Annotated in this window: 19 protein-coding genes; 4 read left to right on the top strand and 15 right to left on the bottom strand. The window is 34.0% G+C overall.

The features are described 5' to 3' along the window. Positions 1-72 precede the first annotated feature (72 nt). Together ACNO7W_RS10755 and ACNO7W_RS10760 are read right to left on the bottom strand one after the other, a co-directional pair. Complete coding sequence (locus ACNO7W_RS10755) at positions 73-1,263, bottom strand: aspartate aminotransferase family protein (protein ID WP_143386687.1); 1,191 nt, start codon at positions 1,261-1,263, stop codon at positions 73-75. 847 nt (positions 1,264-2,110) lie between these two features. Next, entirely contained in the window at positions 2,111-3,742 is a 1,632-nt protein-coding gene (locus ACNO7W_RS10760) for an OstA-like protein (protein WP_417938131.1), read from the bottom strand. Between the two features lie 272 nt (positions 3,743-4,014). Here ACNO7W_RS10760 and ACNO7W_RS10765 point away from each other — a divergent pair, with 272 nt between their 5' ends. Further along, a complete protein-coding gene (locus ACNO7W_RS10765; protein ID WP_417938132.1) occupies positions 4,015-5,883 on the top strand; it encodes an alpha-amylase family protein in 1,869 nt (622 codons plus the stop codon). A 140-nt stretch (positions 5,884-6,023) separates the two neighbouring features. Here ACNO7W_RS10765 and ACNO7W_RS10770 read toward each other — a convergent pair whose 3' ends face one another. The 7 genes from ACNO7W_RS10770 to rsfS form a co-directional block, all read right to left on the bottom strand. After that, positions 6,024-6,794 (bottom strand): superoxide dismutase, encoded by a 771-nt coding sequence (locus tag ACNO7W_RS10770; protein WP_143386685.1) that lies wholly within the window; start codon positions 6,792-6,794, stop codon positions 6,024-6,026. An 8-nt stretch (positions 6,795-6,802) separates the two neighbouring features. Then, a complete protein-coding gene (locus tag ACNO7W_RS10775) occupies positions 6,803-7,072 on the bottom strand; it encodes an acyl-CoA-binding protein (RefSeq protein ID WP_417938133.1) in 270 nt (89 codons plus the stop codon). Between the two features lie 2 nt (positions 7,073-7,074). Next, positions 7,075-7,725, bottom strand: coding sequence for a phosphatidylserine decarboxylase family protein (locus tag ACNO7W_RS10780; protein WP_417938134.1), 651 nt, complete (start codon positions 7,723-7,725; stop codon positions 7,075-7,077). Next, on the bottom strand, positions 7,715-8,605 hold the full coding sequence (locus ACNO7W_RS10785; RefSeq protein WP_417938135.1) for a phosphatidate cytidylyltransferase: 891 nt from the start codon (positions 8,603-8,605) through the stop codon (positions 7,715-7,717). Before ACNO7W_RS10785 ends, ACNO7W_RS10780 begins: the two co-directional genes overlap by 11 nt. 1 nt (position 8,606) lies before the next feature. Further along, the gene (locus tag ACNO7W_RS10790; RefSeq protein WP_417938136.1) at positions 8,607-9,209 is read right to left on the bottom strand and encodes a lactate utilization protein B/C; all 603 of its coding nucleotides are present in this window, start codon (positions 9,207-9,209) and stop codon (positions 8,607-8,609) included. Positions 9,210-9,322: 113 nt separating this feature from the next. After that, positions 9,323-11,248, bottom strand: a complete 1,926-nt coding sequence (gene ftsH / locus ACNO7W_RS10795) for an ATP-dependent zinc metalloprotease FtsH (RefSeq protein ID WP_417938137.1) — start codon at positions 11,246-11,248, stop codon at positions 9,323-9,325. A 15-nt stretch (positions 11,249-11,263) separates the two neighbouring features. Continuing rightward, positions 11,264-11,635: a ribosome silencing factor gene (gene rsfS / locus ACNO7W_RS10800; protein WP_039109645.1), complete on the bottom strand. Its 372-nt coding sequence runs from the start codon at positions 11,633-11,635 to the stop codon at positions 11,264-11,266. 94 nt (positions 11,636-11,729) lie between these two features. On the opposite strand from rsfS, the gene ACNO7W_RS10805 reads away from it, so the two are divergent. Continuing rightward, entirely contained in the window at positions 11,730-12,458 is a 729-nt protein-coding gene (locus ACNO7W_RS10805; RefSeq protein WP_314896073.1) for a biotin--[acetyl-CoA-carboxylase] ligase, read from the top strand. Between the two features lie 67 nt (positions 12,459-12,525). Here ACNO7W_RS10805 and ACNO7W_RS10810 read toward each other — a convergent pair whose 3' ends face one another. Together ACNO7W_RS10810 and pyrE are read right to left on the bottom strand one after the other, a co-directional pair. Continuing rightward, the gene (locus ACNO7W_RS10810) at positions 12,526-12,918 is read right to left on the bottom strand and encodes an SRPBCC family protein (protein ID WP_143386678.1); all 393 of its coding nucleotides are present in this window, start codon (positions 12,916-12,918) and stop codon (positions 12,526-12,528) included. Positions 12,919-12,952: 34 nt separating this feature from the next. Then, positions 12,953-13,594 (bottom strand): orotate phosphoribosyltransferase, encoded by a 642-nt coding sequence (gene pyrE, locus ACNO7W_RS10815; RefSeq protein WP_314896075.1) that lies wholly within the window; start codon positions 13,592-13,594, stop codon positions 12,953-12,955. A gap of 7 nt (positions 13,595-13,601) precedes the next feature. Here pyrE and ACNO7W_RS10820 point away from each other — a divergent pair, with 7 nt between their 5' ends. Together ACNO7W_RS10820 and ACNO7W_RS10825 are read left to right on the top strand one after the other, a co-directional pair. Further along, positions 13,602-14,207, top strand: a complete 606-nt coding sequence (locus tag ACNO7W_RS10820; RefSeq protein WP_417938138.1) for an NUDIX hydrolase — start codon at positions 13,602-13,604, stop codon at positions 14,205-14,207. A 404-nt stretch (positions 14,208-14,611) separates the two neighbouring features. Continuing rightward, entirely contained in the window at positions 14,612-15,958 is a 1,347-nt protein-coding gene (locus ACNO7W_RS10825) for a DEAD/DEAH box helicase (RefSeq protein ID WP_314896076.1), read from the top strand. 193 nt (positions 15,959-16,151) lie between these two features. Here the strand turns inward: ACNO7W_RS10825 and ACNO7W_RS10830 are convergent, their stop codons facing one another. The 4 genes from ACNO7W_RS10830 to ACNO7W_RS10845 all read right to left on the bottom strand — a co-directional run bounded on the left by ACNO7W_RS10830 (position 16,152) and on the right by ACNO7W_RS10845 (position 18,578). Then, positions 16,152-16,730, bottom strand: a complete 579-nt coding sequence (locus ACNO7W_RS10830; protein WP_417938139.1) for a PhnA domain-containing protein — start codon at positions 16,728-16,730, stop codon at positions 16,152-16,154. Between the two features lie 78 nt (positions 16,731-16,808). Continuing rightward, a complete protein-coding gene (gene coaD, locus ACNO7W_RS10835) occupies positions 16,809-17,264 on the bottom strand; it encodes a pantetheine-phosphate adenylyltransferase (RefSeq protein ID WP_143386673.1) in 456 nt (151 codons plus the stop codon). 76 nt (positions 17,265-17,340) lie between these two features. Beyond that, the gene (locus ACNO7W_RS10840) at positions 17,341-17,565 is read right to left on the bottom strand and encodes a DUF433 domain-containing protein (RefSeq protein WP_218043705.1); all 225 of its coding nucleotides are present in this window, start codon (positions 17,563-17,565) and stop codon (positions 17,341-17,343) included. A 38-nt stretch (positions 17,566-17,603) separates the two neighbouring features. Next, positions 17,604-18,578 carry a D-alanine--D-alanine ligase gene (locus ACNO7W_RS10845; RefSeq protein WP_143386672.1) on the bottom strand — a complete coding sequence of 325 codons (975 nt, stop codon included), beginning with the start codon at positions 18,576-18,578 and terminating at the stop codon, positions 17,604-17,606. Positions 18,579-18,634: the final 56 nt, after the last annotated feature.

An 18,634-nucleotide genomic window follows, 5' to 3' on the forward strand; every position in this document is an offset into this window, starting at 1 on the left:
TTCATTTGCAACGGATAGCAGGACACGAGCGAAGCGAACTGACGAAGTAAATAGCTCCCAATTGCGATATTTTTAAATATTCTTGTTCAAAATTTCATTCATTACTTCAAGCATTATGGAACAGCCTTCACGTATTTCCTCATTGGAAATGGTTAGTGGCGGTGTAATTCTAATTGCGCATCCTTCAAATAGCAGCCAGAATAAAATGAGTCCTTTGTCTTGACATTTGAGAATCACTTCGTTTGTTATATCGGCACTTTCTGTCATTGCGGCCAGCATTAATCCTTTTCCTCTTATTTCTTCTATCAAAGGATGTACCAAAAGTGTTCTGAATAGCTTTTCTTTCTCCATTGCTTCGGCCATGAGGTTGGTCTCAGTTATTTCCTGCAAAGTCGCCAAACAGGCTGACGCAATGACAGGGTGACCCCCAAAAGTCGTGATGTGTCCCAGTTTTGGGTCATGACTCAACAAATCCATCATGGCTGATGAAGCCGTAAAAGCACCTACAGGCATGCCGCCGCCCATTCCTTTTCCCATAACCACAATATCAGGAACGACATCATAATTTTGGAATCCGAAAAGTTTTCCCGTTCTCCCGAAGCCAGGCTGAATTTCATCCAAGATCATTATAGCACCCACTTCGGTACATCGTTGACGTACTTTTTGGAGGAAATCGTTATGCGGTTGTATAAACCCAGCACCACCTTGAATGGTTTCCAGAATAATTCCTGCAGTTTTGGTCGTTATTTTTTGTAAATCTTCTTCGTTGTTGAACGTAATGAAATCAACATCGGGAATCAACGGACGAAAAATTTGTTTGCGTTCTTCAAATCCCATGACGCTCATAGAACCCATGGTGTTCCCGTGATAGGCATTGTGACACGAAATCAGTTGGCTTCTTCCGGTAGTTCGTCTGGCGAGTTTTAAAGCACCTTCAATGGCTTCTGTTCCTGAATTCACCAAATAGGTTTTGTCTAAAGGTGCGGGCAGGAGTGAGGCCAATAGCTTGCAATACTGAACGGCGGGACTTTGTGAATATTCGCCATATACCATTACGTGCGAATATTTGTCTAACTGATCTTTGATGGCCTGATTAACTCTCGGATGTTGATGTCCCAATGCGCAAGCGGAAACTCCGGCTACAAAATCCAAGTATTTTTTATTGTTGGAATCGTAAATATAAGAACCTACAGCATGCGATACTTCCATACCTAATGGATAAGGAGATGTTTGTGCTTGGTATTTTAGGAAATCGGTATTCACGGTTTTGTGAGTTTAATTTTGAGCTACAAAAATATTTCTTTTAAACAATAAAACCACCCCATTTTGATTCTAAAATGGGGTGGTTTGTAAAATTTAGAATAAATTAACTTTTATTGGTCACAAGCATAGTTTAAAACTATGCACTTTAGTGTATTTCGCTTTTAGCTTCTAAAAAAAATCAAACACGAATTTCACAAATTACCACGAATTAATTTGTGAAAATTAGTGAAATTCGTGTTTAAGTATTACATTTTTCATTCTTGCAGACTTTCAGTCTGCCAACCAAATCTATGGACTTTTAGTCCATAGTGGTTTAGTTAGTTGATTTAGTTGATTTAGTTGATACGTTTGAATTTGTAATTATTTCCTTCAAAGCTACTTGATTGGTTTAGTATTAATTGGATGGGGGGTATAATCATTTTACCCCAAAAAGCTACGTTTTAAAATACTAATTTTTTTCTAAGGACAGATTAAAAATTAGTCAATCTTTGTAATAAAATGGGGAATTCATGTTTGAAATCACGTATAAAGTAAGTGAAAAAGGAGGTAAATTTTTTCATAATAGAAAGTATTTAATGGTTTCACCAACCAAGATAGAACATTAAATAACCAAAAAAAAAAGAAATCGATGAGAAGCTAAATTAGCCGATAAAACTAGTGTTTGAGGATTGTTCGCTTGGCTTTTTATAGAATTATTGGTTAATTTTTTTTTTTTTGATGTACCAAAAAAGCAAGGAATAGCTAATGGCGACGAAGTGTACTGCACCAACCGAAATAATCCGTGTCCTATTTTTAATTAATCTTCATGATAATAAGACACTGCAATCTAAAATTTGCGATCTGAACACTATTTTTTGCTTTTTTTCTTATCATAATTCAATGTTTCCTTTCGGATTTTCATCGGAACACCTTTCTTATCATCTTCAGCTTTGGTTTCTTTGGCTATTTTTTCGTTGCCTTCATTCTCCTCCGGAGGAAAAATATCGTCTTTGGATTTTATTCTTTCATCGCCACGCCAGACTAAACCTCGAAGTTTTCGTGCATTTTCAGGTAAATCTTTTTCAGGATAAATATCACCATCCACTTGCTTAAAAAAGGTGATGGTTTCTATCGCATTTTTATCAAAAATGATATTGATTTTACTGCTCACATTTTTGTTGATTCCAATGAGTTCTTTAGCATCGTTTCGCATGTAATAGATGACCTCCGCATTTTTTACAATATCTACCTCGTGCAATTTTCCTTCTATAAACTTACCATAGAGGTTTTGTCCTTTCACTTGATTATAGCCCGTTCCCAGCGTATCTTTCGAGACCAGGAAAGTATTATTGAGGACTTTGAGCGAATCGAGTTCTTGGGTGTTGTTATTTCCAATAAGGTGCATAACGTCGCCTGTAATTTGGTTTTCGCCATTCCAAAGTATCGGATTTCCTATCAGTTTTGTTAAGGCTGTTTTTGAACTCGAATGAATCGAATCACATTTGCCACTCATGTCTGTTTTATAAAATCGAACATTGTTGAACGCCCGAATAATACGATTCCCTTCTTTACCGGTAACCATTAATTTTTTGCCATGAATATAAACCGAGTCATTTTCGACAAAGTTTACAGCAACAGCTCTTTTGGTTACAAACATAGAATCTTGTTTTTTATATATTTCGGCATAATTTCCTTTAACAATTCCGCGATTGATAGAATCCGTTATTTTGACATTTCGTGTTGCCGATGCAAATTCCCTGTTTCGGTCATAATACAAACTATCGCCCTTTATAACCCGATCATCATATCTTATATAGGATTTATTGAGAAAATGGGCAAGATTTTTTTTGGTATCATAAAAACCTTTTTCAGTATAAATATAATTAGCTTTACTGGTAATTGTGGAAGGTCCAAAAAGATAGGAATGCCCCGAATTACTAAAATAATCCAAATGATTTGTTTTTATTACGTACGTTGGATTAGTGATAGTAACTGCCGTAAGAAATTGGAATTTTTTTTCGGCAACATAGTATTTTCCTGATTTGCTTTTTAAAGTATTATCCTTATTTACGATTGTTCCCGGCGAATTGTAAAACACTTCCTGGTTGTTTCTGTCAAAGTTGATGGTGTCTGTAGCCAAAGTAGCATCCGGAGAATTCATAACTGCATTTCCGGTAGCAAATGCTTTTTTTACATTTCCATTGTATTCGGCATATTTACTGTTTAAAAATAAAGTATCTCCTTGAACTAATTGTACATTTCCAAAAGCCTTAATGTAATTTTCCTTTTGAAAGTAATAGGCTTTATTACATGTTAAAACTACTCCGTCATGATTCACACGTACGTTTCCGGTAAGCAAAACAGCATCTGGTATTTCAACTTGATTAACATCAAAATAATCAGAATGTTCTACAACAATTTTTTTTGGTGCTTGCGCCAAAATCAAATTAGTACAAAGCAATAGCAAGCAACAACGAATGAAAAATAGCGGTTTCTTCAATGGATTTAATTTTTGTCAAATTTATGAAAAAGGAAACAACCATAATCTATATTAGGATTTATTTATAATTCCATAAAATGACATAGAAATCCATTTTGTATTATTTTTAAAGTTATCAACAAATAGCGTTACTCTTTCGTTGTAGTATGCGTTTTAAAAAACGCATCCATTTTAATTTTAACTGATATTGGCTTCTTTAATCTAAAATATATTAAATTTAAAAATTGATTTAGGATGTCGAAAAAAGTATTAAAATCAGCAGAATATTTTATATGATAAAAACAACAACTATTGTTGCAGGGATTAGCTTAGTGCTTTTGGCAACGGCTTGTAAAACGAAAGACTTAAAAATGAACACAGAACAGAAAGAGTCAGTCTCAAATAAAAAAGAAGTTGTATATCAGGTTTTTACCCGATTATTCGGAAATAAAAGTACCAATAATAGACCTTGGGGAACCATTGAGGAAAATGGAGTAGGGAAGTTTAACGATTTTACGGATACGGCATTACAGGAGATAAAGGATTTAGGAGTTACTTATATTTGGTACACTGGAGTTCCGCATCATGCTCTGATACGGGATTACACCGCAATTGGAATTTCTAATGATGATCCTGATGTAGTCAAAGGAAGAGCTGGTTCTCCTTATGCAGTAAAAGATTATTACAATGTAAACCCTGATTTAGCTGTAAATCCAGCCAATCGTCTGCAAGAATTTGATGCTTTAATTGCTCGAACGCATAAAGCAGGATTAAAGGTCATTATAGATATTGTTCCCAATCATATTGCACGTAAATACGAAGGAAAAAATAATCCGGAAGGAGTTAAAGATTTTGGAGCTGATGATGATGTTTCTGTTGAATATAAAAGAGATAATAACTTCTATTATATTCCAAATACTCACTTTGAAGTACCAGATACGGATAAACCATTAAATGGAGAAAAGAATCCATTAGTTGATGGAAAATTCGAAGAAAGTCCTGCAAAATGGACTGGTAACGGTTCTCGTATGGCAAAGCCCGACCGTAATGATTGGTATGAAACGGTAAAAGTAAATTACGGAATTCGTCCTGATGGTTCCAAGGATTTTCCAGAACTTCCCGTTGGTTTTGATACAAAATCATATCAAGAACATTTCGATTTTTGGAAAGGAAAAGATGTCCCGGATTCTTGGAAAAAATTCAAAGATATAGCCTTGTATTGGACTGCCAAAGGGGTTGATGGATTTCGATATGATATGGCCGAAATGGTGCCGTATGAATTTTGGAGCTATATGAATTCGGCAATAAAAATAAATAATCCGAATGCTTTTTTATTAGCCGAAGTGTATAATCCAAAAGAATATAGAAATTATATTCATCTTGGTAAAATGGATTATTTATATGATAAGGTAGAAACGTATGATAAATTGAAAGATATCATTCGTGGAAAATCGTTGCCTGACGGATTATCAAACATACAAAACGGAATGACAGATATTGAGCATCATATGTTGCATTTTCTGGACAATCATGATGAACAACGTTTGGCAAGTCCTGAATTTGCAGGAACTCCTCAGAAAGGGAAACCATTAATGGTAGTTTCAACCACTATTAGCACTTCGCCTACAATGATTTATTTTGGTCAGGAAGTGGGTGAGGCAGGAAATGAAAATGGAGGTTTTGGAACCCATTCCAGAACTTCAATTTTTGATTATGTTGGAGTTCCAAATCATCAGCGATGGATGAACGGAGGAAAATTTGACGGTGGTCAACTAACTCAAAGCGAAAAAGACTTACGCGATTTTTATAAGAGATTACTGAATTTCTCTCTCAATAGTTCTGCTTTAATGGGAAAATTCCAAGAAATTCAAACCATTAATCGTCAGGGAACTAAAAAGTATGATTCGGGAATTTATGCATTCACCCGTTGGTCCGATACTCAAAAATTAATAATAGTCACTAATTTTTCTTGGCTTACAAGGAGTAATTTCGAGTTAAAAATTCCTTCGAATATTATAAAAAAATGGAATTTGAAAGACGGTAATTATACTATAAAAGATCAATTGTATACTAAAAGCTCCATTCAATTAAAGGTTTTGAATGGTGAAGGAAAAGCCCAAATTAGTATTGCGCCTTCAGAATCGTTTATTTATCAATTATAGAAAATGAAGCAGCCATTTTAATTTACATAAGCTCATTTAGTTTTATGGTAATCTTGTAAATGGATACTATTCAAAAACAAAAAAATGCTGATACGAACTTATATCAGCATTTTTTTGTTTTTGAATTAAAAGCGATAAAATTATTTTTTTATCGCTGCATCGTAATTTTCACCTACTTTTTTCCAATTGATTACGTTAAAAAAGGCGTCTATATAACTTTTTCTTCGGTATTGGTAATCCAAATAATAAGCGTGTTCCCAAACATCTAAAGCTAATATTGGAGTTCCGGGAATAAGTGCATTTTGCATCAAGGGATTATCCTGATTTTGAGTACTGGTCACTTGGAGTTTTCCGGTTTTATCTACCACAAGCCATACCCAGCCGGAACCAAATTGTTTTGTAGCTTCATTTTTGAATAATGTCGCAAAGTTTTCAAATGAACCAAAATCTGTTGTAATAGTTTCGGCTAAAATATCTTGAGGCAGTCCGCCAGCTTTAGGAGCCATACATTGCCAGTATAAAGTGTGATTGTAATAACCGCCCGCATTATTTCTGATATTGGCATCGTTCAAATCTAATTTTGACAATACTTCCTCAATCGTTAGGTTTTCCAATACTGTTCCTGCTAGCGCCTTGTTCAAATTATTAGTATAGGTCAGGTAATGTTTAGAATAATGCATTTCTAGCGTAGCAGCCGAAATATTTGGTGCTAATGCATCATATGGATAAAGTAATTTTTCCAGTTGAAAAGCTCCTTCATTTGCTTTTACATCATCTGGAACTCCTAAGGATATTTTTTCTTGAGCCGTTGGTAGCGGAACCTCTACAACTTCGGTGAGTTTTTTGTTATTGCATGAGAGTAAGAGGGTTACTAATACTAAACAAGGGATACAAAAATTAAACTTTTTCATGACTAACATTATTTTTTCAAAATAGAATTGATGATTTCGATATACTGTTCTTTTGCTTCATCTGCAGTAAGATGACTAATTTGCATCCAAGCATTGGTTTTAAAAGCATCTCTCAAATGGTATGAAGAAGTTTGTTTTAAATCTAAAGTTCCAAAAGTAGCTTGTTTATAGAAAGCATAAAGACGCAATTGTACATCTTGAGGTAAAGATGCCTGTGTCATTTCAGAGGCTATTTCTACCGCTTCTAAAAACCGAGTATCTAAATCTTTTTTAATCATGCTTATTTTGTAGCAATAATAGTTTTTCCTCCGATTGCTTTTTGATTCAATACGACATTTACTTGTGTTCCCAATGGTAAAAAGAGATCTACTCTTGAGCCAAATTTTATAAATCCGGCATCAGTTCCCTGAATTACCTGCATTCCTTCTTGGGCGTAATTTACGATTCTTTTTGCCAATGCACCTGCAATTTGACGGTATAAAACAGCGCCGAATGTTTTATTTTCGACCACTATGGTTGTTCTTTCGTTTTCTTCGCTCGCTTTTGGATGCCAAGCCACCAGGAATTTTCCAGGATGGTATTTACTGAATTTTACAATTCCACTAAGCGGATAACGAGTGACATGCACATTAATGGGCGACATAAATATGGAAATCTGCAAACGTTTGTCTTTGAAATACTCGCTTTCAAAAACTTCTTCAATAACTACAACTTTTCCATCAACAGGAGCAATGATATGATTTTCATTGATTATCACTGTTCTTTTTGGGTTTCTGAAAAATTGCAGGATGATAATCAAAAGCAATAAAGTAGCTATTTGAATAGTCATTTTAATCCAGCTCGTGTCAATAAAATTGTCTGTCAATAAAAGTACAATAGCCGTGAAAATTGTAGCTAATAAAATAGATTGGGTTCCTTCTTTATGAAACATAGTTTAAAATTTGATAAAATAAAAAAATAATTGGTGCTACAAATATAACACTATCTAATCGATCTAGTATGCCTCCATGACCTGGCATTATGTTTCCGCTGTCTTTTACGCCTGCAATACGCTTGAATTTAGATTCAATTAAGTCTCCTATAGTACCTGCAATTCCAACAATAACAGCTATAGAAGTCCAAATTAGGATAGATCTGTCACTAAATTCAGGATTGGCCTTGATGTAGTATTTTGATATTAAATAACCCGCAAAAATCGCAAAAACGATTCCTCCTAAGAACCCTTCAATGGTTTTCTTAGGGGATATTTTTTCAAATAATTTGGTTCGGCCCATAGATTTACCTACAATATAAGCAAAGGTATCATTAGTCCAGATTAATATGAATAATCCAATTATAATTTTAGGATTATAGTCATATATTCCAAATGAAATTTTGGTAATAAATACAAATGGGAGTATAATATACCCTAATAAATACAAGTATTTTGAGGAAGTACTTATTTTTTGAATGTTGTCATAAAATAAGAAAAGAATGCATTTTATAGATACCACCAATGCTATAACCAATAATACGACGTCTAATTGTTGTATGTTTATTGAAATTTCTAAATTAGTATTGAATACCTGATTGATAGTATCAGTAGTAATTTTATTGTAATGACTTACCAAAGTTACTGTAGTATATAAAACTGTTCCGAAAAGAATTGGAAATAATTTATGTATTTGAATTAGATTACAAAATTCATAAACTGCTATAATAAGAAAGATACCAAAAAGAATAAAAAAACTTTCCGTTGAATATAAAATAGAAGCGAGTAATAATATAATATAAATAGCTCCTGATATACCTCGTTTTAGAGTTTCATTCATCTTAAAGATCTTCTAAAAGCAATAAATAAAGATTTTTGGCTGAACTTCCGTATTGTGTAAAATCTTCTTCTTTGACTTTCTCGAAATATTTTATAGTAGTAATATTGGTAGGGTAATCTCTTTCGTATTTCTTTTTTATAGCACTTAGTCCATCGCTTTTGGTTCCAATAATTTGGCTTGTATTTGCAAGAACAATAATGTTTGCAGGTAACTCGTTTGGTTTATTTTGTTTGATTTGTTTGGATGAGAATAAGATAGAACCTTCTTCAGCAATCAAATTTTCACAACGTGCAAGAATAAATTTAGGATTTTTAGGTTTGTCATAGCTTAGTTTGTTGTCATCTAATATCCCAAAAAGATTGGGTTCATAGCATAAAACTTCGCTTTCAAACCAGTCATTTTCTTCTAGTATGTTTTCAAATTGTTCTTTTACCTCTTCAGAATTTTCACAGTATAAAAATTTACCTCCATTTTTTTTGAAATTATAGATAAATTTTTCATCTATAGAGGTAGTGTTATCATCAGAGGATTTATTAAATTCACTTTCTTTATCTTCCTCAGAAGCCGGATTGCTAGAACCAAAAATTTTTCTAAAAAGACTCATATTCTTTTAAACTACTTTATTTATTATTTGAAAACGTTCAAAGATAAAAAAATCTTAATTCAAAAGAGGTTTTTGAATTAAGATTTTAAAAATAATTAAATAATATGTGTTTTTTAAGAGACTACTTCCTCAAGATTTTTATCAAATGTTCTTTTTCCAAAAATAGCTTCCAAATCATCTTTGAAAATAACTTCTTTTTCGATTAAAATATTTGCTAGTTGATTTAGTTTGTCTTTATTTTCTTCTAATATATCAATAGCTCTTTGATATTGACTTTCAATAAGTAATGAAATTTCTTCGTCAATAATTTTAGCTGTTTCTTCAGAATATGGTTTTGAAAAACTGTATTCACTTTGTCCGGTTGAATCATAATAGGTAACATTACCTATTTTTTCATTCAAACCATAAATAGTTACCATAGCACGTGCTTGCTTGGTTACTTTTTCTAAATCGCTTAATGCACCAGTAGAAATTCTGTTGAATGTTACTTTTTCGGCTGCTCTTCCGCCCATAGTAGCACACATTTCGTCTAGCATTTGGTCAGGACGAACAATTAATCGTTCTTCCGGTAAATACCATGCTGCACCTAAACTTTGTCCTCTAGGGACAATAGTTACTTTTATTAACGGAGCTGCATGTTCCAGCATCCAACTCACCGTTGCGTGACCCGCTTCATGAATAGCAATTGCTTTCTTTTCTTCTGGAGTTACAATTTTATTTTTCTTTTCAAGACCACCAACAATTCTGTCAACAGCATCTAAGAAATCTTGTTTGTCAACTGCTGTTTTGTTATGTCTTGCAGCAATCAAGGCTGCTTCATTACACACATTGGCAATATCAGCACCAGAAAAACCTGGAGTTTGTTTTGCTAAAAAGTCAGTATCCAATCCTTCTACTTTTTTCAAAGGAGCAAGGTGTACTTTAAAAATTTCAGCACGCTCACGAATATCTGGTAAGTCTACAAAAATTTGTCTGTCAAAACGACCCGCACGCATCAAGGCTTTGTCAAGGACGTCAGCTCTGTTTGTTGCAGCCAATACGATTACATTAGAATTGGTTCCAAAACCGTCCATTTCTGTCAGTAATTGGTTCAACGTATTCTCACGTTCATCATTTCCACCGGACATATTACTTTTTCCTCTTGCTCTACCTACTGCATCAATCTCATCGATAAAAATAATAGCTGGAGATTTTTCTTTGGCTTGTTTGAATAAATCACGTACACGTGAAGCACCTACACCTACAAACATTTCCACAAAATCAGAACCGGATAAAGAGAAAAATGGCACTTGAGCTTCACCTGCTACGGCTTTCGCCAACAAAGTTTTCCCAGTTCCTGGAGGTCCAACCAGTAAAGCTCCTTTTGGAATTTTACCACCTAGATTAGTATATTTCTCAGGGTTTTTAAGGAATTCAACAATTTCTTGTATTTCTTCTTTAGCTCCTTCAAGACCAGCAACATCTTTAAATGTAGTTTTTATATCCGTTTTTTCGTCAAAAAGCTTCGCTTTTGATTTTCCGATATTGAAAATTTGTCCGCCGCCACCGCCACCGCCGCCTGACATTTTTCTCATTATAAAAATCCAAACACCTATAATGATAATGATAGGCAATAGACTTATTAGGATGTCTGACCAATTGTTTTTTGGCAAGAAGTTAAAATCTTTCAATTTCCCTTCACTAACCGCTTTTTCAAGCTTAGTTTGAAATATTTGATCATTACCAATATCAAAAGAGTAATGTGGACCTTTATTAGGTCTGTCAAAAATATCTTTTGCAACTTTTTTGTGTGTTGCATCTTTTAATGCCGCAGCGTTTAAATAGACTTCTGCTTCTGTTTTATTGTAAACAATAACCTTTTCAATTTGACCTTTTTCTAAAAAATTATTAAATTTAGAAGAAGTTAATTGTGCTGGCTCTTGAATACTTGAACCCCCGGTTATAAAACTTATAAACAAGAAAATTAATAGTATTGCTGTATAAATTAACCAAGGACTTATTTTAAATTTATTCGAATTTTGATTATTATCTTTAGCCATTAGAAGTATGTTTCTTTAGTATTTGTTTTCGATTGTAGTAATTTTTGCATCACCCCAAAGACTCTCGATATTATAGTATTCTCTTATGTGTTTTTGGAAAACGTGAACTACGATATTTACATAGTCCATAAGAACCCATTCCGCATTATCAGTTCCTTCAACATGCCAAGGCTTGTCTTTTAATTCCTTTGAAACTGTTTTTTGTATGGAGTTAACGATAGCATTAACTTGAGTGTTTGAATTTCCGTTGCAGATGATGAAATAGTCGCAAACCGCGGTGTCTATTTCTCTTAAATCAAGAATATCGATGTCATTTCCTTTTACTTCTTCTATTCCTTTAATGATGTTCGCTAATAGAACGTCATTATTTATAGTCTTTTTCGCCATGAATTATTTTATATAAGTTTGTAAAGTTACCATTTTTTGTGATTATTTTTGAACCTTAACATAATATTAAATTCTGTTTCACAAAAAAACGTATATGAAAGTTATCAAACTCGATGCCATAGATTCAACAAATGAATTCCTAAAAGGGTTATCGAATAAACAGGAACTCGAAAACTTTACTGTTGTTACTGCTGAAAGCCAAACAAAAGGTAAGGGGCAAATGGGAGCTGTTTGGGCTTCTGAAGCTAGTAAAAACTTAATAATGAGTGTTTTGATTAAAGGATTTTTATCAGATATTTGTCAGATATACAATCTGAATATCGCAGTCTCTCTTGCTGTAATCGAGGTTCTGGAAACCAGCAAGATTCCTGATCTTAGCATAAAATGGCCTAACGACATAATGTCATATAATAAAAAAATAGGTGGCATTTTGATAGAAAACAGTATCAAAAGTGACGGAAGTATTATTTCTATTGTGGGCTTAGGTCTAAATGTAAATCAAACTAATTTTGAAAATTTGCCCAAAGCATCTTCTTTGGCGGCTATTTGCAATACAAAATTTGACAAAGAGGAGTTGCTTTTTTCGATTATGGATAAAATAGAAAATAATGTAAAGTTATGGGAACAAAAATCTGATTTTTTATGGTCCAATTACACCGATAAACTGTTCAAAAAAGCGGTTCCAATGCCTTTTTCTAATCAAAATAATCAAAATTTCATGGGAATTATTCAAGGTGTTTCCTCTGTTGGAAAACTTCAGGTCCTTTTAGAAGATGATAGTATTTCTGAGTTTGACATCAAGGAAATTCAGATGTTGTATTAAAAAAAGATGTTTAAAGTTGAAATAAATTCATACTCTAAACATCTTTTTTAATTGATTATATCGTCTCTTACAATTTTACCATGTTAACAGCTAATGTTTCGATAAATTTCCCGATAGGACCTTTAATCATCATAGCCATCATAGGATTAAAGTCTCCTTCGAAATCAAGTTTTACATCACTGGAATTATCCGAAACAGCATCAATATTTGCTATTAAAGTAAAAGGAAGTTTATCGCTTGCAGCACCCAGGACTATTTTATTTGGCGCTACTTTTTCTTTCATTTTTAATTTTATTTCCGGCATACCTTTCAACCCAAAAATGAATGCATCATCACCAATAACTTCAAATTTAGCGATAGTATCAGGCATCAATTTTTCAAAATTTTTGACATCACTCAATAATTCAAACAATTCTTGTGCTGATTTTGGAACAGTAACTTTTGGACTTTCTAAGTTCATGGTTTAGTGTATTGTATTTTTATATTTTCTTTACTTAGACACTCCAAGTTGATGGACTCACGTTCCATTCTCTAAGCGTTTGTTCTTCTTCTTCAGTAATATATTTTTTGGCAACGGCCAAATTCAACAGATTCTGATAATTACTTAGTGTGAACAAATCGACATTTGCAGCTGCAAAATTCTGACCTGCTACATCAAAACCATATGTAAATATTGCTGCCATACCTTTTATGTTTGCCCCTGCTGCACGCAAAGCTTCAACTGCAAGTAAGCTACTGTTTCCGGTACTGATCAAGTCTTCTACAACGACTACATTTTGTCCTTTTTGTAAAAAACCTTCTACTTGGTTTAATCTCCCATGTTTTTTTGGTTCTGGACGCACATACACAAATGGTAATCCTAAACTCTCTGCTACGAGCATTCCAATTCCTATTGCCCCTGTGGCTACACCGGCAATAACATCGGGTTTACCAAATTGTTTTTCAATATTTTTGGAAAATTCATCACGGACATAATTTCTTATGGCTGGAAATGAGAGTATTAATCGGTTATCACAATAAATAGGTGATTTCCATCCGGAAGCCCATGTAAAAGGATTTCCTGGATTCAATTTAATTGCATTTATTTGCAAAAGCAATTCGGCTGTTTTTTCGGCTGTATCTTTATTAAAAATCATAATACAAATGTATAAAGTTTTTGTTAACGACAAACCACTTTTTTTGACAAATCACATCTCTAAGGAGACCGATTTTCAATTGTTCTTGTTAGAAAGTATTGACATAGAGCAGCTTATAATAAAAATATTTCAAAATAAAATTCAAAAAGCCTACTTATATCACCCCGATGAAAAGGAGATTATGAAGACTTTGAAAGCAAAAATTCCTGTTAACAAAGCAGGAGGCGGCTTAGTTTATAATAAAAAAGGAGAGGTTTTGTTCATTTTTAGAAACGGAAAATGGGATTTACCTAAAGGCGGCATTGAAAAAGGAGAAGAAATTGAAGCCACAGCCATGCGTGAAGTAGAGGAAGAAACTGGCGTAAATTTATTATCGGTATCCCATAAACTTCAAAAAACATATCACGTTTTTAAACGCAATGGAAAGTACAAACTCAAAATTACGCATTGGTTCGAAATGCAAACTGATTTTGAAGGCATGCCTCAAGGACAATTAGAAGAAGGAATCGAAAAAGTGGCCTGGATGAATCCGGAACAAATTAAGGAAGCTTTAAAAAATTCCTATGAGAACATAAAGTTATTATTTGAAGAAGAAAAGAATTTACATTCATAAATCATTATTGATTTGGGCGTGTCACCATTTGAGAAAAGGGGCTAAGTAACAGTTGCTACTTTTGCCCCTTTTCTTAAATGGTGATAGGCTATCCGCAGCACATGGTGCTTAGCTTTTATCCTTCACGCGGGAGCAGTGTTCAGATGGCAGTTTGCAGTATTCAGTTCGCAAATAGTCTACAGAATACTTTGTGTTGTAGATTATGTTTTTTTTGTTTTTGGTAATCTTTGTAATCTTTGTCAAAGTTTTAAACTTTGACAAAGATTACAAAGATTACCAAAAACAACGCTTCTGAAACTTTGGGATTCTCCTCTGCCAAACTGATTACTGACCACTGAGACTGAAAACTGCGACTGAATACTAAAAACTGAATACTGACCACTTTTTTTAAGTACTTTTGCAAAATGAATAAGAAACACCATTCCAACAATATACTTTTGAATTTAGGTATCGAAAGCCTAAACGAAATGCAGGTAGTAGCGCAAGATGCTATCTTAAATGATAATAATGTTTTATTACTTTCTCCAACAGGTTCAGGAAAAACACTGGCTTTTTTGTTGCCTGTTTTAGAAATGTTACAGACTGAAATTCAATCGGTTCAATGTTTAATTCTGGTTCCGTCTCGTGAATTAGGTTTGCAAATTGAACAAGTTTGGAAAAAAATGGGAACCGATTATAAAGTAAATGTTTGCTATGGCGGACATTCCATTGATACCGAAATTAAGAATTTAAGCAATCCACCAGCAGTTTTAATAGGAACGCCGGGAAGAATTGCAGATCACATCGACAGAGGAACTTTTCGAGTGGATAAAATCCAAACGTTGATTCTGGATGAATTTGATAAATCATTGCAATTGGGTTTCCATGAGCAAATGTCATTTATCATTGGAAAACTAACAAAACTGAACAAACGTGTTTTGGTTTCGGCGACTTCCGATATTGAGATTCCAAGATATACACGTGTGGTGAATCCAACAATTTTGGATTTTATTCCAGAAAACGAAGAAGAAACGAATCTTTCCATGAAAATGGTCGTTTCGAAAGAGAAAGACAAAATAGGAAGTTTATTCAACCTGATTTGTTCGTTGAAATCACAGTCGGCAATTGTTTTTTGCAACCATCGTGATGCTGCGGAACGTATTAGTGACACTTTAAACGAAAAAGGAATCTATGCCACGTATTATCATGGTGGAATGGATCAGGACGAGAGAGAACGCGCTTTAATCCAGTTTAGAAACGGAAGTGTTAGTTATTTAATCACAACTGATTTGGCAGCTCGTGGTCTTGATATTCCCGAAATGAATCACGTGATTCATTATCATTTGCCATCCAAAGAAGATGAATTCACGCATAGAAACGGTAGAACTGCACGTATGCTAGCTTCTGGAACGGCGTATATTATTGCTCATGAAAGTGAGAAAAAAATGGATTACATCGATTATGGTATGGAAGCTTTGAAGGTGGAAAACTCCACTTCATTACCAAAACCACCAGAATTTCAAACCATTTACATCAGTGGCGGAAAGAAAAATAAACTGAATAAAATTGATATCGTAGGTTTCTTTTCTCAAAAAGGAAAACTGGAAAAAGGCGATTTGGGATTAATAGAAGTAAAAGATTTTATCTCTTTTGCCGCAGTGAAATTCAATAAAGTGAAAGATTTGCTGCATGCCATTAAAGATGAAAAAATGAAAGGCAAGAAGTTTAAAATTGAAGTGGCTCGAAAAGTGATTAAGAAAGAAGAAGAGTAGTTTTTTTAGTGTTCAGTGGTCAGTTTTTTAGTGAGCAGTAAAAAATATTCTAAAAATAAAAAATCGTTAGCAGTATACTATTTACTGTTAACGATTTTTTGCTATAAAGGAGTCACTGATCACTCTTTTCTCTGACCGCTGAATACTTTTTATCAACTCCAGACACTGAAAACTAAAAACTGAACACTGATTACTATATTTTCTTCACGTATTGTGTAATGATTACAATCTGTTGACCATCAACTTTTCCTTCAATGTATTCAGCATTTTCGTGGTCTAGTCTGATGTTACGCACCGCGGTTCCTTGTTTGGCCACCATGCTTGAACCTTTTACTTTCAAATCTTTGATTAAAACTACTGAATCTCCATGTTCCAGGATTACTCCATTACTATCACGGTGAATCACTTTATTTTCATCATCTTCACCTTCACCTGTAGCTTGCGCCCAAGCTAAAGTATCCTCGTCTAAATACATTTGGTCTAATAATTCTTGAGGCCAACCTGCCGAACGAAGACGACTTAACATTCTCCATGCTACAACTTGTACTGTAGTATGCTCACTCCACATACTATCATTTAAACATCTCCAATGGTTTAAATCTACAGTATCTGGATTTTCAATCTGGTCAATACAGGTGCTACAAGCTAAAATACTTTCATCAATTCCACCTTTTTTGGTAGGCAATACTTGATATACTTTTAGGTTTTCTGTTGCACCACAAAGTTCACATTTAGATCCGCTGCGTTTATTTAATTCTCTTTCTATACTCATGTCTAATGGCTTTTATTTTCGGCGAAAATACGGCTAAATAGCGCTTTTCACAAATTTATATTTTTGATATCGGAGGTGCTATTTCACTCGGACCGCATCAGGAACCAACATTTCATATTGTCCTCCATTGCGAATGACATCTCTCACAATACTGGAACTGATGTAAGATGTTCGTGCTGCAGTTAATAAAAATACGGTTTCTATTTTTGATAAGCGTCTGTTGGTGTGGGCAATGGCTTTTTCAAATTCGAAATCAGCGGGATTGCGTAAACCTCGGAGGATAAAATCTGCTTTTATTTTATGACACAAATCAATTGTTAAACCTTCATAGGTTATCACCGAAACTTTAGGTTCGTTTTTGAACGTTTCTTCGATAAACTGTTTTCTTTCTTCCAGTGAAAACATGTATTTTTTTTCGGCATTGACACCAATGGCAATTACGATTTCATCAAATAAAGAAATGCTTCTTTTGATGATGTCTTCATGACCTAATGTAATCGGGTCAAAAGAACCCGGGAATATGGCTTTTCTCATTTATTTAATCTAAAATTGGAATGCGGATGATGCGGATTACATACGGATTTCTTAAATTGGTTTTTTAACAACAAACTCACGATGCAATTTGAATTTTATGTTCTCTATCTGCAGCATAGGCTAGGCAAGCTTTGATTTGATTTTCGTTAAGTTCCGGAAAGTCTTCAATGATTTCATTTGTTGTCATTCCGTTTGCTAGCCAATTCAAAACATCAAAAACCGTAATTCGGGTGCCAATTATTGTTGGTTTACCAAAACGAACTTCGGAATTTATTGCGATATATTGTTTGTAATCAATCATAATGCTTTAGTTTTATACAAAGTTAACGAAATAATAAGTTATTCAGGCAACGCCAATTCTATCGCATTGGTAAACAAATCTTCCAATGAAATTCCGGCGGCTTTGGCTTGTTGCGGAATCAAACTTTCTGTTGTTAATCCTGGAATGGTGTTCATTTCCAACATGTGTGGTTCTCCGTTTACCAATATAAATTCGCTTCTGGAGAAACCTTTCATTTTGAGGACTTCGTAAGCGCGTTTGGCTATTTCGCTTACTTTTTGCGTCATTTCATCCGAGATTCTGGCGGGTGTGATTTCTTGTGATTTACCCAAATATTTGGCTTCGTAATCGAAGAAATCATTATCAGAAACGATTTCGGTTATAGGTAAAACGGTTATTGTTCCTTTGTAATTGATGACTCCAACGGAAACTTCAGTTCCGTCAAGGAAACTTTCTATGATGATTTCGTTGTCTTCTTTGTAAGCAACTTCTATGGCGATTGGCAATTCAGCGATGGTTTTAACTTTGGAAATTCCAAAGCTGGAACCTGCTTTATTGGGCTTTACAAAACAAGGCAAACCTACTTTTTTTACAATTCCGTCGGTATTTACGATGTCGCCTTTGTTTAAGTAATAGGAGGTGGCGGTTTTTATTCCGTATGGTTTTAAAACTGACAATAAATCACGTTTGTTGAACGTTAAAGCTGCTTGATAATAATCGCAAGATGTTTGTGGAATGTTCAACAATTCAAAATACGCCTGCATCAATCCGTCTTCGCCCGGAGTTCCGTGTATGGCATTAAAAACACAATCGAAAGTGATTTTGTTTGCGTTTACCGTTACTGAAAAATCATTTTTATCAATAGGAAATTCGGCATCATTAGCATCAACATACACCCATTTTTCTTTGAAAATATGGATTCGGAATCCGTTGTATTTCGTTTTGTCAAGAAATTGATATACGACGTTTCCGCTGATCAATGAGATTTTATACTCGCTGGAATATCCGCCCATGATGATGGCAATGTTTTTCATTTTTTGTTTGTTTGATTACTGTCATATTCTATTATAGAAAAACCACCCCCGCCTTT

This window comes from Flavobacterium sp. ZB4R12 (assembly GCF_048276375.1).
Taxonomy (GTDB): Bacteria; Bacteroidota; Bacteroidia; order Flavobacteriales; family Flavobacteriaceae; genus Flavobacterium; species Flavobacterium gawalongense.

What these genes read in the sequence shown, in the direction of transcription:
- ACNO7W_RS10810 (WP_143386678.1), bottom strand. Translation starts at nt 12,918, where the DNA reads ATGAACTTAGAAAGTCCAAAAGTTACTGTTCCAAAATCAGCACAAGAA.
- ftsH (WP_417938137.1), bottom strand. Translation starts at nt 11,248, where the DNA reads ATGGCTAAAGATAATAATCAAAATTCGAATAAATTTAAAATAAGTCCT.
- ACNO7W_RS10790 (WP_417938136.1), bottom strand. Translation starts at nt 9,209, where the DNA reads ATGAGTCTTTTTAGAAAAATTTTTGGTTCTAGCAATCCGGCTTCTGAG.
- coaD (WP_143386673.1), bottom strand. Translation starts at nt 17,264, where the DNA reads ATGAGAAAAGCCATATTCCCGGGTTCTTTTGACCCGATTACATTAGGT.
- ACNO7W_RS10765 (WP_417938132.1), top strand. Translation starts at nt 4,015, where the DNA reads ATGATAAAAACAACAACTATTGTTGCAGGGATTAGCTTAGTGCTTTTG.
- ACNO7W_RS10825 (WP_314896076.1), top strand. Translation starts at nt 14,612, where the DNA reads ATGAATAAGAAACACCATTCCAACAATATACTTTTGAATTTAGGTATC.
- ACNO7W_RS10775 (WP_417938133.1), bottom strand. Translation starts at nt 7,072, where the DNA reads ATGATTAAAAAAGATTTAGATACTCGGTTTTTAGAAGCGGTAGAAATA.
- ACNO7W_RS10820 (WP_417938138.1), top strand. Translation starts at nt 13,602, where the DNA reads ATGTATAAAGTTTTTGTTAACGACAAACCACTTTTTTTGACAAATCAC.
- ACNO7W_RS10805 (WP_314896073.1), top strand. Translation starts at nt 11,730, where the DNA reads ATGAAAGTTATCAAACTCGATGCCATAGATTCAACAAATGAATTCCTA.
- ACNO7W_RS10780 (WP_417938134.1), bottom strand. Translation starts at nt 7,725, where the DNA reads ATGTTTCATAAAGAAGGAACCCAATCTATTTTATTAGCTACAATTTTC.
- ACNO7W_RS10785 (WP_417938135.1), bottom strand. Translation starts at nt 8,605, where the DNA reads ATGAATGAAACTCTAAAACGAGGTATATCAGGAGCTATTTATATTATA.
- ACNO7W_RS10845 (WP_143386672.1), bottom strand. Translation starts at nt 18,578, where the DNA reads ATGAAAAACATTGCCATCATCATGGGCGGATATTCCAGCGAGTATAAA.
- rsfS (WP_039109645.1), bottom strand. Translation starts at nt 11,635, where the DNA reads ATGGCGAAAAAGACTATAAATAATGACGTTCTATTAGCGAACATCATT.
- pyrE (WP_314896075.1), bottom strand. Translation starts at nt 13,594, where the DNA reads ATGATTTTTAATAAAGATACAGCCGAAAAAACAGCCGAATTGCTTTTG.
- ACNO7W_RS10830 (WP_417938139.1), bottom strand. Translation starts at nt 16,730, where the DNA reads ATGAGTATAGAAAGAGAATTAAATAAACGCAGCGGATCTAAATGTGAA.
- ACNO7W_RS10770 (WP_143386685.1), bottom strand. Translation starts at nt 6,794, where the DNA reads ATGAAAAAGTTTAATTTTTGTATCCCTTGTTTAGTATTAGTAACCCTC.
- ACNO7W_RS10840 (WP_218043705.1), bottom strand. Translation starts at nt 17,565, where the DNA reads ATGATTGATTACAAACAATATATCGCAATAAATTCCGAAGTTCGTTTT.